The organism is Klebsiella sp. S69, assembly GCF_016516145.1.
In the GTDB taxonomy this organism is placed as follows: domain Bacteria; phylum Pseudomonadota; class Gammaproteobacteria; order Enterobacterales; family Enterobacteriaceae; genus Klebsiella; species Klebsiella oxytoca.
The window spans coordinates 58870-73897 of sequence record NZ_JACVUU010000025.1 but is presented as its reverse complement, the minus strand read 5'-3'; the positions used below and the strand labels follow the sequence as shown (position 1 = coordinate 73897).

General features: G+C 56.3%; 16 protein-coding genes. 10 read left to right on the top strand and 6 right to left on the bottom strand.

Annotated features, from left to right (window positions below; genetic code table 11):
- Positions 1-129 precede the first annotated feature (129 nt).
- Complete coding sequence (gene trhA, locus IAE27_RS22700; protein ID WP_064344096.1) at positions 130-789, top strand: PAQR family membrane homeostasis protein TrhA; 660 nt, start codon at positions 130-132, stop codon at positions 787-789.
- Positions 790-917: 128 nt separating this feature from the next.
- On the opposite strand, the gene ygfZ is transcribed toward trhA, so the two are convergent.
- Positions 918-1901, bottom strand: a complete 984-nt coding sequence (gene ygfZ / locus IAE27_RS22695; protein ID WP_064397252.1) for a tRNA-modifying protein YgfZ — start codon at positions 1899-1901, stop codon at positions 918-920.
- Between the two features lie 243 nt (positions 1902-2144).
- Between ygfZ and sdhE the strand changes: the two genes are divergently transcribed.
- Both sdhE and IAE27_RS22685 read left to right on the top strand, forming a co-directional pair.
- Positions 2145-2411 carry an FAD assembly factor SdhE gene (sdhE, locus tag IAE27_RS22690; protein ID WP_004105561.1) on the top strand — a complete coding sequence of 89 codons (267 nt, stop codon included), beginning with the start codon at positions 2145-2147 and terminating at the stop codon, positions 2409-2411.
- Positions 2392-2802: a protein YgfX gene (locus IAE27_RS22685; RefSeq protein WP_004105559.1), complete on the top strand. Its 411-nt coding sequence runs from the start codon at positions 2392-2394 to the stop codon at positions 2800-2802. Before sdhE ends, IAE27_RS22685 begins: the two co-directional genes overlap by 20 nt.
- Positions 2803-2810: 8 nt before the next feature.
- On the opposite strand, the gene fldB is transcribed toward IAE27_RS22685, so the two are convergent.
- Complete coding sequence (gene fldB, locus IAE27_RS22680) at positions 2811-3332, bottom strand: flavodoxin FldB (protein WP_004105557.1); 522 nt, start codon at positions 3330-3332, stop codon at positions 2811-2813.
- A 121-nt stretch (positions 3333-3453) separates the two neighbouring features.
- Here fldB and xerD point away from each other — a divergent pair, with 121 nt between their 5' ends.
- The 5 genes from xerD (at position 3454) to lysS (ending at position 9536) form a co-directional block, all read left to right on the top strand.
- Entirely contained in the window at positions 3454-4350 is an 897-nt protein-coding gene (xerD, locus tag IAE27_RS22675; protein ID WP_004105555.1) for a site-specific tyrosine recombinase XerD, read from the top strand.
- Between the two features lie 22 nt (positions 4351-4372).
- On the top strand, positions 4373-5086 hold the full coding sequence (dsbC, locus tag IAE27_RS22670) for a bifunctional protein-disulfide isomerase/oxidoreductase DsbC (RefSeq protein WP_004105554.1): 714 nt from the start codon (positions 4373-4375) through the stop codon (positions 5084-5086).
- A gap of 5 nt (positions 5087-5091) precedes the next feature.
- Entirely contained in the window at positions 5092-6825 is a 1734-nt protein-coding gene (gene recJ, locus IAE27_RS22665) for a single-stranded-DNA-specific exonuclease RecJ (RefSeq protein WP_024274698.1), read from the top strand.
- 85 nt (positions 6826-6910) lie between these two features.
- Positions 6911-8009, top strand: a protein-coding gene (prfB, locus tag IAE27_RS22660; protein WP_097365639.1) for a peptide chain release factor 2 whose coding sequence is annotated in 2 segments (ribosomal slippage) — positions 6911-6985 and positions 6987-8009 — 1098 coding nt in all. Because the reading frame shifts where the segments join, the coding sequence is not laid out codon by codon here.
- Positions 8010-8018: 9 nt separating this feature from the next.
- Positions 8019-9536, top strand: a complete 1518-nt coding sequence (lysS, locus tag IAE27_RS22655; RefSeq protein WP_004105551.1) for a lysine--tRNA ligase — start codon at positions 8019-8021, stop codon at positions 9534-9536.
- Positions 9537-9642: 106 nt separating this feature from the next.
- Here lysS and idi read toward each other — a convergent pair whose 3' ends face one another.
- Genes idi through IAE27_RS22635 form a run of 4 tightly spaced genes read right to left on the bottom strand, consistent with a single transcriptional unit; the run spans position 9643 to position 13059 of the window.
- A complete protein-coding gene (gene idi, locus IAE27_RS22650; RefSeq protein WP_064343804.1) occupies positions 9643-10191 on the bottom strand; it encodes an isopentenyl-diphosphate Delta-isomerase in 549 nt (182 codons plus the stop codon).
- Between the two features lie 52 nt (positions 10192-10243).
- On the bottom strand, positions 10244-10960 hold the full coding sequence (locus IAE27_RS22645; protein ID WP_004105549.1) for a DUF554 domain-containing protein: 717 nt from the start codon (positions 10958-10960) through the stop codon (positions 10244-10246).
- Between the two features lie 14 nt (positions 10961-10974).
- The gene (locus tag IAE27_RS22640) at positions 10975-11553 is read right to left on the bottom strand and encodes a UbiX family flavin prenyltransferase (protein WP_004105547.1); all 579 of its coding nucleotides are present in this window, start codon (positions 11551-11553) and stop codon (positions 10975-10977) included.
- A 12-nt stretch (positions 11554-11565) separates the two neighbouring features.
- The gene (locus IAE27_RS22635; protein ID WP_032729067.1) at positions 11566-13059 is read right to left on the bottom strand and encodes a UbiD family decarboxylase; all 1494 of its coding nucleotides are present in this window, start codon (positions 13057-13059) and stop codon (positions 11566-11568) included.
- A 215-nt stretch (positions 13060-13274) separates the two neighbouring features.
- Between IAE27_RS22635 and IAE27_RS22630 the strand changes: the two genes are divergently transcribed.
- Positions 13275-14171 (top strand): LysR family transcriptional regulator, encoded by an 897-nt coding sequence (locus IAE27_RS22630; RefSeq protein WP_016809684.1) that lies wholly within the window; start codon positions 13275-13277, stop codon positions 14169-14171.
- A gap of 89 nt (positions 14172-14260) precedes the next feature.
- On the top strand, positions 14261-14986 hold the full coding sequence (gene actS / locus IAE27_RS22625) for an amidase activator ActS (RefSeq protein WP_004105542.1): 726 nt from the start codon (positions 14261-14263) through the stop codon (positions 14984-14986).
- Positions 14987-15028: the final 42 nt, after the last annotated feature.

Genomic DNA, 15028 nt, shown 5'->3' with positions numbered 1-15028 from the left:
TATGTAAGCTTTTGATTTTATACTGTTCATAAACATTCACCTTTTTATTTTAGCGAACAGGTGTTCACTGGAATCATTCTCAGTTAACCTAAGTGTGCATTGAAAGCGTACGGGTTTTCGGAGTCAAATATGGTTCGCAAATCGTTAATCACACAGGGATATTCTCTGGCAGAGGAAGTTGCCAACAGCATCAGTCACGGGATCGGGCTGGTGTTCGGTATCGTTGGTCTGGTGCTGTTGTTGGTGCAGGCGGTAGATAGCAACGCCGGCGCAACGGCTATCACCAGCTACAGTCTGTACGGCGGCAGCATGATTTTGCTGTTCCTCGCCTCGACCCTCTATCACGCGATTCCGCATCAGCGGGCTAAGCTGTGGCTGAAAAAATTCGACCACTGCGCCATCTACCTGCTGATTGCCGGAACCTACACGCCGTTTCTGCTGGTGGGGCTAAATTCGCCGCTCTCGCGCGGGCTGATGATCGTCATCTGGAGCCTGGCGCTGCTGGGGATCCTGTTTAAGCTGACGATTGCGCATCGTTTTAAGATCCTCTCTTTAGTGACCTATCTGACTATGGGCTGGCTGTCGCTGATCGTCGTTTATCAGCTGGCGATTAAGCTGGCGATTGGAGGCGTGACGCTGCTTGCGGCGGGCGGGGTCGTCTATTCGCTGGGGGTTATTTTCTACGTCTGTAAGCGTATTCCGTACAACCACGCTATCTGGCACGGCTTTGTGCTGGGCGGCAGCGTGTGCCACTTCCTGGCGATTTATTTGTACGTCGGGCAGGCTTAAATTTTGAGAAATCTTCCCGGCTCGCGCTACGCTTAGCGGGGCTACAGATTCACCGTCATCAGAGGGCTGGTAGCCGGGACAGGCGCGTTAGCGCCGCCTCCAGGAAGAAGGCGGCGGGGAATATCGCTTTAACTCTCTTCCAGCGAATACGGCAGCGGCTCAATGCTCAGGCTGCCGGCATCGTCGCGCACGCGGAATACGCTGCCCGGCTCCATATCGTTATTCATCACTACCTGCACCAGCAGGCGACCATCATCCAGCTGCACGGCCGCTAAAACGGTACCGGTACGACGCCAGTTGTCACCCATCTTCATTTCCAGGTCTTCCCCGGCTTCAGGCACGCGGCTGGCGGTCCCGGCCAGATACCATAGGGCGCGCTTGTTGGCACCGCGGAATTTAGCGCGGGCAACCATCTCCTGACCGGTATAGCAGCCTTTTTTGAAGCTGATGCCGCCCAGCGCCTGCAGGTTGGTGGCTTGCGGAATAAACTGCGCGCTGTTGGCGCTGTCGATGACCGGCAGGCCAGCTTCAATATTCAGCGCCAGCCACTGCTGGCTATTGTTTAGCTGTGCTTCGCCGCGCAGCGCGTCGGTGATGCGGGTGGCGGTTGTCACATCGGTCACCAGCAGGAAGCGCTCGGCGGGATGCTCAAACCACAGCACGCTGGTGGCACCTTCGCTGACAACCTGTTTATCGGCATTTGGCAGCTCGTTAAACAGCGGCGTCAGCGCAGCGCGTGCCTGGAACCCGGCAACGCCCAGCAGCACGGATTCATCGTCGGCGGCGATGGTCACTTTAGAGAACACCGCATACTTTTTCAGTTCAGTCAGCTGCGCATCGCGCAGGCTGCGGCGCTCAATCCACGCAAAACCCTCGTTGCGACGGAAAACGCGCAGATTGCTCCACATCTTGCCCTTGGCGTCACAATGCGCGGCAAGCAGATGCTGCTCGTCGGTCAGGTGGCTGACGTCAGCGGTGATCTGCCCCTGCAGATATTTCTCGCCATCCGGCCCGGTAATCGTCGCCAGCGCCCAGTCATCCAGCGTCATCAGCGTTAACGGCAGACGAGCGGAAGAGGAGGGCTGACGCGGAGGAAAAGGTGTAAAAGCCATAGTCATATCCTGAATAGCTTAACGCAGAGTGTGTGACTAATGGTAAAAGAGCTATGGTGCAATGCAAGCGCTTTTGCCAGGCCATTCGTGCCCTCAAAACTGGGCGCTAACGCGAACGAAATTATCAATAACCTGATTATTTTAGAGATTTCATGGAATAGCGCTCGTGAATCTTGATATTCCAGTGAAGTCAGCGGCAAAAACGAGTTAAACTAAGCAATATTTATAAGCAGGAAGTAAAACATGGATATTAACAATAAAGCTCGCATCCACTGGGCATGCCGCCGGGGAATGCGTGAACTCGATATCTCCATCATGCCGTTTTTTGAGCATGAGTACGATACGCTCAGTGATGACGATAAGCGGTTGTTCATCCGCCTGCTGGAAAATGACGATCCGGACCTGTTCAACTGGTTGATGAACCATGGCGAACCGGCTGATGCAGAACTGCAGCGGATGGTAAAATTAATTCAGACACGGAATCGGGAACGTGGTCCTGTGGCAATCTGATTTACGCATCTCGTGGCGAGCGCAATGGTTCTCACTGTTGATGCACGGCGTGGTGGCGGCGCTGGTGCTGGTGTTGCCCTGGCCGCTGAGCTATACCCCGCTGTGGCTGATACTGCTGTCGCTGGTGGTGTTCGACTGCGTGCGCAGCCAGCGGCGGATCCATGCCAGACAGGGGGAAATAAAGCTGCTGATTGACTCTCGCCTGCGCTGGCAAAAAGCGGAGTGGGATATCGTCGGCACCCCGTGGGTAATCAATAGCGGAATGCTGCTGCGCCTGCGAAATACGGAAAACCAACGCACTCAGCATCTATGGGTGGCGGCGGATAGCATGGACGCGGGCGAGTGGCGCGATCTGCGTCGGCTGGTGTTACAGAAACCGACGCAAGATTAAGCCTGGACTCAGGCGAACTGCTCAGCCATTTCGCCGAGGATTTGCTCGCACCAGTTCTGAATACGCTCATCGCTCAGGTCATACTGGTTGGTTTCATCGAGCGCCAGACCAACGAACAGCTGGCCGTCGGCGATGACCGGTTTCGGGCTGGTAAATTCATAGCCTTCGGTTGGCCAGTAGCCGATGAACTTAACCCCTTTTGTTGCCAGCTTATCGTGCAGCATGCCGAGCGCGTCAAGGAACCATTCGCCGTAGCCTAGCTGGTCGCCCATGCCATAGAGCGCGACGATTTTACCCTGCAGATCCAGCGTATCAAGCTGCTGCCAGACCGCCTCCCAGTCCTCCTGGATCTCGCCAAAATCCCAGGTTGGAATGCCGAGGATCAGCACATCATATTGCGTCATCAGGGCAGGGGAATCATCTTTCAGGTTATGCAGCGTCACCAGTTCAGGGCCGATGATATCGCGGATTTTTTCCGCCGCCATTTCTGTGTAGCAGGTGCTGGAGCCGTAAAAAAGACCTATGTTCATCGCGGAAACGTCTCAATTCTTGCTGTGACTTTGCGCTTAGTGTACCAGAAAGGCCGCGCCCGCCTGCAACTCGAATTATTTAGGGTATAATGGCGCCGTTTTAATATACAAAGAGGCCGGAGTGGAACAGGATCTCGCACAAATCGAGCAGTTTCTTGATGCCTTGTGGCTGGAGCGGAATCTGGCGGAAAACACGCTGAGCGCCTACCGCCGGGATCTGACGATGGTCGTGGAATGGCTGCATCATCGTGGCCTGTCGCTTGCCAGCGTCAGCGGCGAAGATCTGCAGTCGCTGCTGGCGGAGCGGCAAACCGGCGGTTATAAAGCCACCAGCACCGCGCGCCTGCTAAGCGCCGTGCGTCGCTTCTTCCAGCATCTGTACCGGGAAAAAATTCGCCCCGATGACCCCAGCGCGCTGCTCGCATCGCCAAAGTTGCCGCAGCGGCTGCCGAAGGATCTGAGCGAGGCGCAGGTTGAGCGCCTGCTTCAGGCCCCTTTGGTTGAACAACCGCTGGAACTGCGTGATAAAGCGATGCTGGAAGTGCTGTACGCCACCGGTCTGCGCGTTTCTGAACTGGTGGGCCTGACCATGAGCGATATCAGCCTGCGTCAGGGCGTGCTGCGCGTGATCGGTAAAGGAAATAAAGAACGTCTGGTGCCGTTAGGCGAAGAGGCGGTACTGTGGGTTGAGAATTACCTGGAGTACGGGCGTCCCTGGCTGCTGAACGGCGTGGCTTCCGATGTGCTTTTTCCCAGCCAGCGCGCGCAGCAGATGACGCGCCAGACGTTCTGGCATCGAATTAAGCACTATGCCGTACTGGCGGGAATTGATAGCGAAAAGCTCTCTCCGCACGTGCTGCGCCATGCGTTCGCTACCCATTTACTTAATCACGGCGCCGACTTACGCGTGGTGCAGATGCTGTTAGGACACAGCGATCTCTCCACGACGCAGATCTATACCCACGTGGCGACCGAGCGTCTGCGACAACTCCATCAACAGCATCACCCGCGTGCGTGAGTGCTGAAAAAAAGGACTGAGTATGAAAAAAGGTTTACTGATGTTCACTCTGCTGGCGACCACCTTATCCGGTGCGGCGCATGCCGATAGCGCGGCGATCAAGCAACTGCTGGCGAAGCTGGGCGTGCAGAGCTCGGACGTGCAGCCTTCGCCGGTCAAAGGCATCAGCACCGTGTTGACGGACAGCGGCGTGCTGTACGTCACCGATGATGGTAAACACATTATCCAGGGGCCGATGTACGATGTCAGCGGCGCGCAGCCGGTAAACGTTACCAATGCGCTGCTGGGGGGGAAGCTAAACGCCCTGGAAAAAGAGATGATCGTCTACAAAGCGCCGCAGGAAAAACATGTCATCACCGTCTTCACCGATATTACCTGCGGTTATTGCCACAAGCTGCATGAGCAGATGAGTGACTATAACGCGCTGGGGATTACCGTGCGCTATCTGGCCTTCCCGCGCCAGGGGCTGCAAAGCGAAGCCGAGCAGAATATGAAGGCTATCTGGTGCGCCAAAGATCGCAACAAAGCGCTGGATAACGCGATGAGCGGCAAAGGCGTGCAGCCAGCGAGCTGCGATGTTGATATCGCTAAACACTACACGCTCGGCGTGCAGCTTGGCGTTAACGGCACGCCGGCGATGGTGCTGAGCGACGGTACGCTGATGCCTGGCTATCGCGATCCTAAAGACCTGAAAGCGCTCCTTGATGAGCATCAAAAACAGATAAGCGGTAACTGATTCGCGTGAAACAACAGATACAACTACGCCGCCGCGAGGCGGCTGACGGCGTCGATTTACCTGCCGATCTCCCTCCGCTGCTGCAGCGGCTGTACGCCAGCCGCGGCGTGCGTAGCGCGCAGGAGCTGGAACGCGGTGTAAAAGGTATGCTGCCATGGTCGCAGCTGACCGGCGTCGAAAAAGCGGTAGAGATGCTCTACGGCGCATTTAAGCAGGAGCTGCACATTGTGGTGGTCGGCGATTTTGACGCCGACGGCGCTACCAGCACTGCGCTTAGCGTTCTGGCCCTGCGGGGGCTGGGCTACGGCAACGTCTCGTACCTGGTGCCAAACCGTTTTGAGGATGGCTATGGCCTGAGTCCGGAAGTGGTCGATCAGGCTCACGCCCGCGGCGCGCAGATGATAATGACCGTGGATAACGGCATTTCCTCCCACGCCGGCGTCGAGCGCGCCCATGCGCTGGGTATTCCGGTGCTGGTGACCGATCACCATCTGCCGGGGGATACGCTGCCTGCCGCCGAAGCGATTATTAACCCGAACCTGCGGGACTGCGAGTTCCCGTCAAAATCGCTGGCCGGGGTTGGCGTGGCCTTTTATCTGATGCTGGCGCTGCGCACTTTTCTGCGTGATAAAGGTTGGTTTGATGAGCGCGGCATTGCGCCGCCGAATCTGGCGGATTTACTCGATCTGGTGGCGCTTGGCACCGTGGCGGACGTTGTTCCGCTGGATGCCAACAACCGTATTCTGACCTGGCAGGGGCTGAGCCGCATCCGGGCAGGTAAATGCCGTCCGGGCATCAAGGCGCTGCTGGAAATCGCCAACCGCGATCCGCAAAAGCTGGCGGCAAGCGATCTCGGCTTCGCGCTTGGCCCGCGCCTTAATGCGGCAGGGCGGCTGGACGACATGTCCGTCGGCGTGGCGCTGCTGCTGTGCGACAACACCGGCGAAGCGCGGGTGCTGGCCAATGAGCTGGACGCGTTAAACCAGACGCGTAAAGAGATAGAACAGGGGATGCAGGCGGAAGCGCTGACCCTGTGTGAAAAGCTGGAACGCAGCAGCGAGACGCTGCCCGGCGGCCTGGCGATGTACCACCCGCAGTGGCATCAGGGCGTCGTCGGCATTCTGGCCTCGCGTATTAAAGAGCGCTTCCATCGCCCGGTTATCGCCTTTGCGCCCACCGGCGACGGTACGCTCAAAGGCTCAGGTCGGTCGATTCAGGGGCTGCATATGCGCGATGCGCTGGAGCGTCTGGATACCCTCTATCCCGGGCTGATTCTGAAGTTCGGTGGTCATGCCATGGCGGCGGGTTTGTCGTTAGAAGAGGCGCGTTTTGAGGAGTTTCAGCAGCGTTTCGGCGAACTGGTGACCGAGTGGCTCGATCCTGCGCTACTGCAGGGCGAAGTGGTCTCCGACGGCCCGCTGGCGGCGGCAGAGATGAGCATGGAGGTCGCACAAATGCTGCGCGACGCCGGGCCATGGGGGCAGATGTTCCCTGAGCCGCTGTTCGATGGCCGTTTTCGTCTGCTACAACAGCGTCTGGTCGGCGAGCGTCACCTGAAGGTGATGGTTGAGCCGGTCGGCGGTGGCCCGCTGCTGGACGGTATTGCGTTCAATGTGGATACTTCCATTTGGCCGGATAACGGCGTTCGCGAAGTTCAGCTTGCCTATAAGCTGGATATCAATGAGTTCCGCGGCAACCGCAGCCTGCAGCTGATCATTGACCACCTCTGGCCAAATTGAGAACAGTATATTAATGAGAGCGCGAATCCGGTAGAATTCCGCTCTTATCACCGCATTTTGACGAATCCATTAAAAGAAACCGACCATGTTTGAAATAAATCCGGTAAAAAACCGTATTCAGGACCTCACGGAGCGCTCGGACGTTCTTAGGGGGTATCTTTGACTACGATGCTAAGAAAGAGCGTCTTGAAGAAGTAAACGCCGAGCTCGAGCAGCCTGACGTCTGGAACGAACCAGAACGTGCGCAGGCGCTGGGCAAAGAGCGTTCCTCGCTGGAAGCCATCGTTGATACGCTGGATCAGATGTCTCAGGGACTGGAGGATGTTTCCGGTCTGCTGGAGCTGGCCGTTGAAGCCGACGACGAAGAGACCTTTAACGAAGCCGTTGCTGAGCTTGATGTGCTGGAAGAGAAGCTGGCGCAGCTTGAGTTCCGCCGCATGTTCTCCGGCGAATACGACAGCGCCGATTGCTACCTCGACATCCAGGCCGGTTCCGGCGGTACGGAAGCGCAGGACTGGGCGAGCATGCTGATGCGCATGTATCTGCGCTGGGCCGAAGCGCGCGGCTTCAAGACCGAGATCATCGAAGAGTCTGAAGGCGAAGTGGCGGGCATTAAGTCCGTGACCATCAAGATTATTGGCGACTACGCTTACGGCTGGCTGCGTACCGAAACCGGCGTTCATCGTCTGGTACGTAAGAGCCCGTTCGATTCCGGCGGCCGCCGCCATACCTCTTTCAGCTCCGCATTCGTTTATCCGGAAGTGGATGACGATATTGATATCGAAATCAACCCAGCGGATCTGCGCATTGACGTTTATCGCGCATCCGGCGCGGGCGGTCAGCACGTTAACCGTACGGAATCCGCGGTGCGTATCACCCATATTCCGACCGGCTTAGTGACCCAGTGCCAGAACGACCGTTCGCAGCACAAGAACAAAGACCAGGCCATGAAGCAGATGAAAGCGAAGCTTTATGAGCTGGAAATGCAGAAGAAAAATGCCGAGAAGCAGGCGATGGAAGATACCAAATCCGACATCGGCTGGGGCAGCCAGATCCGTTCTTACGTGCTGGATGACTCCCGCATTAAAGATCTGCGTACCGGGGTGGAAACCCGCAACACTCAGGCGGTGCTGGACGGCAGCCTGGATCAATTTATCGAAGCAAGTTTGAAAGCAGGGTTATGAGGAACCAACATGTCTGAACAACAAGCACAGGGCGCTGACGCGGCAATTGACCTTAATAATGAACTGAAAGCCCGTCGTGAGAAGCTGGCTGCGCTGCGTGAGCAGGGTATCCCGTTCCCGAATGATTTCCGTCGTGACCACACCTCTGACCAACTGCACGCTGAATTCGATGCCAAAGAAAACGAAGAGCTGGAAGCGCTGAACGTTGAAGTCGCCGTTGCTGGCCGCATGATGACCCGCCGTATCATGGGTAAAGCCTCCTTCGTTACGCTGCAGGACGTTGGCGGCCGCATTCAGCTGTACGTCGCCCGCGACGATCTGGCGGAAGGCGTCTACAACGAGCAGTTCAAAAAATGGGACCTCGGGGACATCATCGCGGCGCGCGGTAAGCTGTTCAAAACCAAGACCGGTGAACTCTCCATCCATTGCACCGAGCTGCGCCTGCTGACCAAAGCCCTGCGCCCGCTGCCGGACAAATTCCACGGCCTGCAGGATCAGGAAGCGCGCTATCGTCAGCGCTACCTGGATCTGATCTCCAACGATGAATCGCGCAACACCTTTAAAGTGCGTTCGCAGATCCTGGCCGGCATCCGCCAGTTCATGGTCGGCCGCGGCTTTATGGAAGTGGAAACCCCGATGATGCAGGTGATCCCCGGTGGCGCTTCCGCCCGTCCGTTCATCACCCATCACAACGCGCTGGATCTGGATATGTACCTGCGCATCGCGCCGGAACTGTACCTGAAGCGTCTGGTGGTTGGCGGCTTCGAGCGCGTGTTCGAAATTAACCGTAACTTCCGTAACGAAGGTATCTCCGTTCGTCATAACCCAGAGTTCACCATGATGGAACTCTATATGGCCTATGCGGACTATAAAGACCTGATCGAGCTGACCGAATCCCTGTTCCGCACCCTGGCGCAGGACGTTCTCGGCCATACCGAAGTGCCTTACGGCGATCAGACCTTTGATTTCGGCAAGCCGTTTGAAAAACTGACGATGCGCGAAGCGATCAAGAAGTACCGTCCGGAAACCGAGATGGCCGATCTGGATAACTTCGATTCTGCAAAAGCCATTGCGGAAAGCATCGGCATTCACGTTGAGAAGAGCTGGGGTCTGGGCCGCATCGTGACCGAGATCTTCGAAGAAGTAGCGGAAGCGCATCTGATTCAGCCAACCTTCATCACCGAATATCCGGCAGAAGTCTCTCCGCTGGCGCGTCGTAACGACGAGAACCCGGAAATCACCGATCGTTTTGAATTCTTCATCGGCGGGCGTGAAATCGGTAACGGCTTTAGCGAGCTGAACGATGCGGAAGACCAGGCGCAGCGTTTCCTCGATCAGGTTAACGCGAAAGCTGCCGGTGACGACGAAGCCATGTTCTATGACGAAGACTACGTCACCGCGCTGGAGCACGGCCTGCCGCCGACCGCGGGCCTCGGTATCGGTATCGACCGTATGGTGATGCTGTTTACCAACAGCCATACTATCCGCGACGTGATCCTGTTCCCGGCGATGCGTCCGGTAAAATAAGTTCTGAACCCTGAATCATTCGAGTTGCATGAAAGCCAACGCACATGCAACCTGAAGTATGGCGGGTCGACTGTAATAAACGAAACCCCAGCGCTGCTGGGGTTTTTTATGCCTGGCGGCTAAAGCTTATTAAGGCATTACGCGCATTATCATCCGCAGCCTGCATGACCATCCACGGGCTAAAAGCCCAGGGCGTCGCGCGAATTGCGCTTAAAACATCCTCAAGATGGCTCCACTGAAAATCCATCACTTCGTCAGGATTTATCCGTAACGCGCTGGCTACTCGTGCCGCATAGACCGGACAGACCTCGTTTTCGACAATGCCATTCGGCGCGACGGCCCGGTAACGGAACCCCGGAAAGACCGGGACGATGCGGGTTATCTCGACGCCGAGCTCAAAGCGGCAGCGGCGCTCAACGGCCTGTTCAAAGGTTTCGCCGGTTTGCGGATGCCCGCAGACTGAGTTCGTCCATACGCCTGGCCAGGCTTTTTTGCCCAGCGAGCGGCGCGTGACCAGCAGTTGGCCTTGTTCATTGAACAGCCAGCTGGAAAACGCGAGATGCAGAGGGGTATTGAAGGTGTGGGCGGCATACTTCTCCAGCATACCTGTAGGCTTATCTTGCTCGTCCAGCAAAATGACATGTTCCCCGGCCATGACAACTCCTGAAATAGAAAATGACCCGGCACAAACCCGCCGGGTCATGTACTCAGGCCACTAGGGTAGCCCATAAATGGGACAAAGGCATTACCAAAACAAGCCCTGGCAACATGTTGGCTACCGGAAAGAGCTTAATGTTACAGATACGCAACCCGGTAGCCACCATCAGCAGCCCGCCGGCGCAGGAGAAATCCGCCATCATATCAGGCGAGATCGACGGCAGAATAACCACCGCCAGCATCGCCAGCGCCACCTGAATAATGACCTGCGGGATAGCAATGGTCATCACCGCGTAGCCCAGCAGCGTCGCGAAAATCCCGGCGGTAAATAGATCGAGAATCGTTTTGATATACAGAATTGACGGATCGCCGCTCATGCCTTCGGTCATCGCGCCGAAAATACCGGTGCCGCTGGCGCAAAACAGAACCAGGATGGCGACAAATTTCTCAGTAAACTCTTCATGGCCGAGGCCATTGACCGGCGGCAGCACTTTGTTGATCAAACCGCGGGTGGAACCTGCGGCTTTACCGATGCCCTTTTCCAGATGCAGCAATTCGCCGAGGATGGCGCCAATCACCATTGCCAGCACGACGGCGGGCATATATTTCACTTTGAGCACCAGCGTAATACCAAGACCAACGGAGCACAGGCCGAAGGTCATCGGCAGCGCCGTTTTGACGCGCTCGGGGAGCTTGCCGCCCGCCGCAGCGCCGATGAGTCCGCCGATAATCACGGCGGCTCCGTTTACATATGGGCCGATTAACATTGAATAATTTCCGGTTAATTAAAACATAGCTCGCCTTCACCCCAGCGGGGGATGTTGTTGACCTGCAGGTCAAACAGATCGAGCGCGCGATTGACGCTATGGGTAACGATGTCGTCCGCCGTTTGCGGACGCTGGTAAAGCGCCGGGACCGGCGGAAAGATAATTCCGCCCATTTCGGTTACGGCGGCCATATTGCGGATGTGGCCGAGGTTCAGCGGCGTTTCCCGGGCCAGCAGCACCAGGCGGCGACGTTCTTTCAGCACCACGTCTGCCGCGCGGGTGAGCAGGTTGTCGGTCAGGCAGTGGGCGATGGCGCCTAAAGAACGCATTGAACACGGCGCGACCAGCATCCCCAGCGTTTTAAATGAACCGCTGGAGATAGCTGCGCCAAGATTGGCGATGGGATGCACCACGTCGGCCAGCGCCATCACCTCGTCCAGGCGGTAATCCGTCTCCAGCTCGCAGGTTTTTTCCGCGCCTTTAGAGACGACCAGGTGGACTTCAACGGGATGCGGGCGCAGTAGCTCCAGCGCCTTAACGCCGTACTGAAACCCGGATGCGCCGCTGATACCAATGATGATGCGTGCCGTCATGAGGTTCTCCTTTTATTCGAAATCCGGCAGGAAGCGCTTCACGTCCACTTCTTTAAATCTGGAGCGCTGGAAGTTGTGCTTCAGATGGAACGGCACCGTGCAGTCGAATATCGTTTTGCAGGACATTCCCTGCTGCAGGATGCTCGGGCTGTATTCCGGTACCTGCGACGGATCGAGCGGATGGCAGCGAACGCCGGGAATAGTGATTGTATCGACATCGCCCTGGTAGCGGGTTTGCATGGCCCAAAGCACGTCGTCGCTGTCGAAAATATCGACGTCTTCATCGACCAGAATGACGTGCTTCAGTTCCGGGAAGGCTGAGAACGCCAGCAGAGCAGCCTGACGCTGGCGCCCTTCGTCCGCCGGGGAGGATTTTTTGAACTGCAGCACCGCCAGCAGCTTGCCGCCGCCAGCCGAATGGGCAAAGACGTTCAGCAGCTTGCCAGGCATCGCGCGTTCGACCATATCCAGAATGCTGGCTTCGGTCGGGATACCGGCCATATTGACGTGTTCTTCGCCTGGTCCTACGGTGGTGCGCCAGATAGGATTGATACGGTGAGTGACGGCTTTCACTTTGATGACCGGGATCGCCTCTTTAGCTTCGCCGGTATAGCCCGGAAACTCAGGCATCGCGCGGCCGGTATGGGTGTTCTGATCTTCTCGTACGCGCGCGTTGGGCAGCAGTTCGCCTTCAATCACGATCTCAGCGTGGGCGATCGCTTTCTCGTTAATGGTTTTACACTGCGTCATCTCCACCGCTTTGCCGCGCAGCGCGCCGGCGATGCTTAACTCGTTGAAGCCCAGCGGGGTGGTCGGCGGCTCGAAACAGGCGGCAATTTCAATGGCCGGATCGACGCCGATGCTGATTGAAATCGGCAGCGGCTGGCCTGCCGCTTCCGCTTTCATGCGAAAAGCATCGATATGGCGGCCGGGCGTTAGCCACATGGAGAGTTCGTCGCGGCTCTGGACGCACAGGCGATGAATGGTGATATCGGACTCATGCGTTTCTGGATCGGAGGCGTAGCACAGGCCCATCGTAATATAGGGGCCGGCGTCTTCTTCGGTATTCGTCGGCGCCGGCAGCAGCTTGCGCAGATCGAAATCGGCATCGCTTGCCAGATGGACCACTTGCTGGCATACCGCTGCGCCCTGGGTCATCACCGGGGCTATTGCGTTTTCTACTGAATCCTTCAGCAGATGCCCCAGTTTAGCCGGTTCACACTGGAGAAAATGGCTGACGCGCTGGCGGGAGCCATTCAGGCCAATCGCCACGCTGATATTTTCAAAACCTTTGATTTTATTGAAGACCATGACCGGGCCATTCTTGCGGGTCGGACGCTGGCAGGTCCCGCCGGCGCCTACGTAACGATAGACGCCGGAGAGTTCGGCGTGCGGGTCGACTTCGGTATTGGTTTCAACATACTCGCCGGGAAGCGTTTTCAGCAGATCCAGCGCGGAGCGTAAATCATGTACCGATAAGGGTGTTTTGTTATCACTATTTGCCATGGGATGTTCCTTCGGAAAAAAAGCTTTGCTCCCGGCACAATATTTTCCCTGGCGCGGATAAACAAATACCGTTTACCGGATGGTCAGTAGATCAAAAAAGTTTATTTTAACAAGGTGTTAAATAATGATTAATTAATATGAGGAGCAACGCTGCGGCTTTTTATTTCTCCGGCTAAGTGTGATACTGGTGATAAATTACACTGCGGATAATGATGATGGATTTAAAGCGCTTACGCTATTTTTGTCGGGTGGTGGAACAAGGTTCGGTGAGCCAGGCGGCGAAGTCGCTGAACATGGCGCAGCCGCCGCTCAGCAAGCGAATTCAGGAGCTGGAAGAGGAGCTTCAGGTATCGCTTTTTGTTCGCCGGGGAAACCGCATTGAGCCTACGGAAGCCGGTTTTTTTCTCTATCGAAAAGCGTGTGAAATATTACGCCAGGTAGAGGATACGGCACGGGAAACGACGGATATTGCGCACAAAAACAGAACTGAATTGAGAATCGGCTTAACTCATCTCTATCAGAATTATTTTAAAGCATTGCTGATGGAGGTATATCGACGTCATCCCGACACTTCCATAAATATTTCCGTTACTGACTCCAGCCATCTCGAAACGTTATTAACCGAGGGCGCAATTGATTTAGCCTTAATCCAGCGCCCCTACCGTAGCGAAGGCTTTGATTATGTCTCTTTTGACCCGATTAAGCTGGTCGCGGTGATCAATAAAAGCTGCCTGCCGGAGCCGCCGTCTAATCCGTATAGCTACACATCGCTGGCGGCGCTGCCGCTGGTATTACTTCATAGAGCAAAAGATTCAGGAACTTACGAGATGCTAATGGAGCTGTTTCGTAAGTCCGGGGTCAATGCGAAGGTGATTATGCACATTACGCAGCCGGGCGTAATCCTCGACTGGCTGGAGTCCGGACTGCAGGCAGCGACGCTGCTACCTTCTTCTGAAGTGGATGCTGATAAGCTTAACCAGTGCTACGTGGTCGATGTTTTCCCCTCGCCGCAAATATTCTACCCGGCGCTGGTAAAATTGCCGTCTATGCCTTATCTGCCCGCGTTGATGGATATTATTACGCATGGCTATCCGTTTAATACTTCTGTATGAAGGGTAGCGATTGGGGATTGCCTTAGGGACTGGTATGATAATCGCCCCTGGTTGAGAGGTGAATGTACGTGTTAAGCGCAGGACGCCTGATGAGAAAACGCTTTGTTATTGCAATAATGTTGCTGAGCAGCCTGATCGTCGCGGGGTGTTCCAGCTCATCCGATTCCGGTTCCACCTACACCGTGAAGCGCGGCGACACGCTGTACGCTATTTCACGTTCCACTGGCACCAGCGTCAGGGATCTCGCCCGTCTCAATAATATTTCACCTCCCTATACCATCGAGGTTGGGCAAAAGCTGAAGCTGAACAGTGGTTCAGGGGCCACGGCGAAGGCGGGGGCATCCGGCAAGAAATCCTCCGCGAAGCGCACCGCTGCCGTGACGCCATCTTCGGCGGTGCCGCAATCCTCCTGGCCGCCGGTCGGGCAACGCTGCTGGCGCTGGCCGACCAGCGGCAAAGTTATACTGCCGTACTCCACCAGCGATGGCGGCAATAAAGGTATCGATATTGCCGGTAAGCGCGGCCAGCCGGTGTATGCGGCAGGGGCGGGCAAAGTGGTGTACGTGGGTAACCAGCTGCGCGGCTACGGCAACCTGATTATGATTAAACATAATGAGGACTATATCAGCGCCTATGCACACAACGACAAGCTGATGGTGAATAACGGCCAGAGCGTGAAGATCGGCCAGCAGATTGCCACCATGGGCAGCTCGGATGCGGATTCCGTGCGCCTGCACTTCCAGATTCGCTACCGGGCGACGGCGATCGACCCGCTGCGCTATTTGCCGCCGCAGGGCAGTAAGCCTAAGTGCTAAAAGGTTATTTTATCGACAGTTAGCCTGTTATGGGCTTGTCAG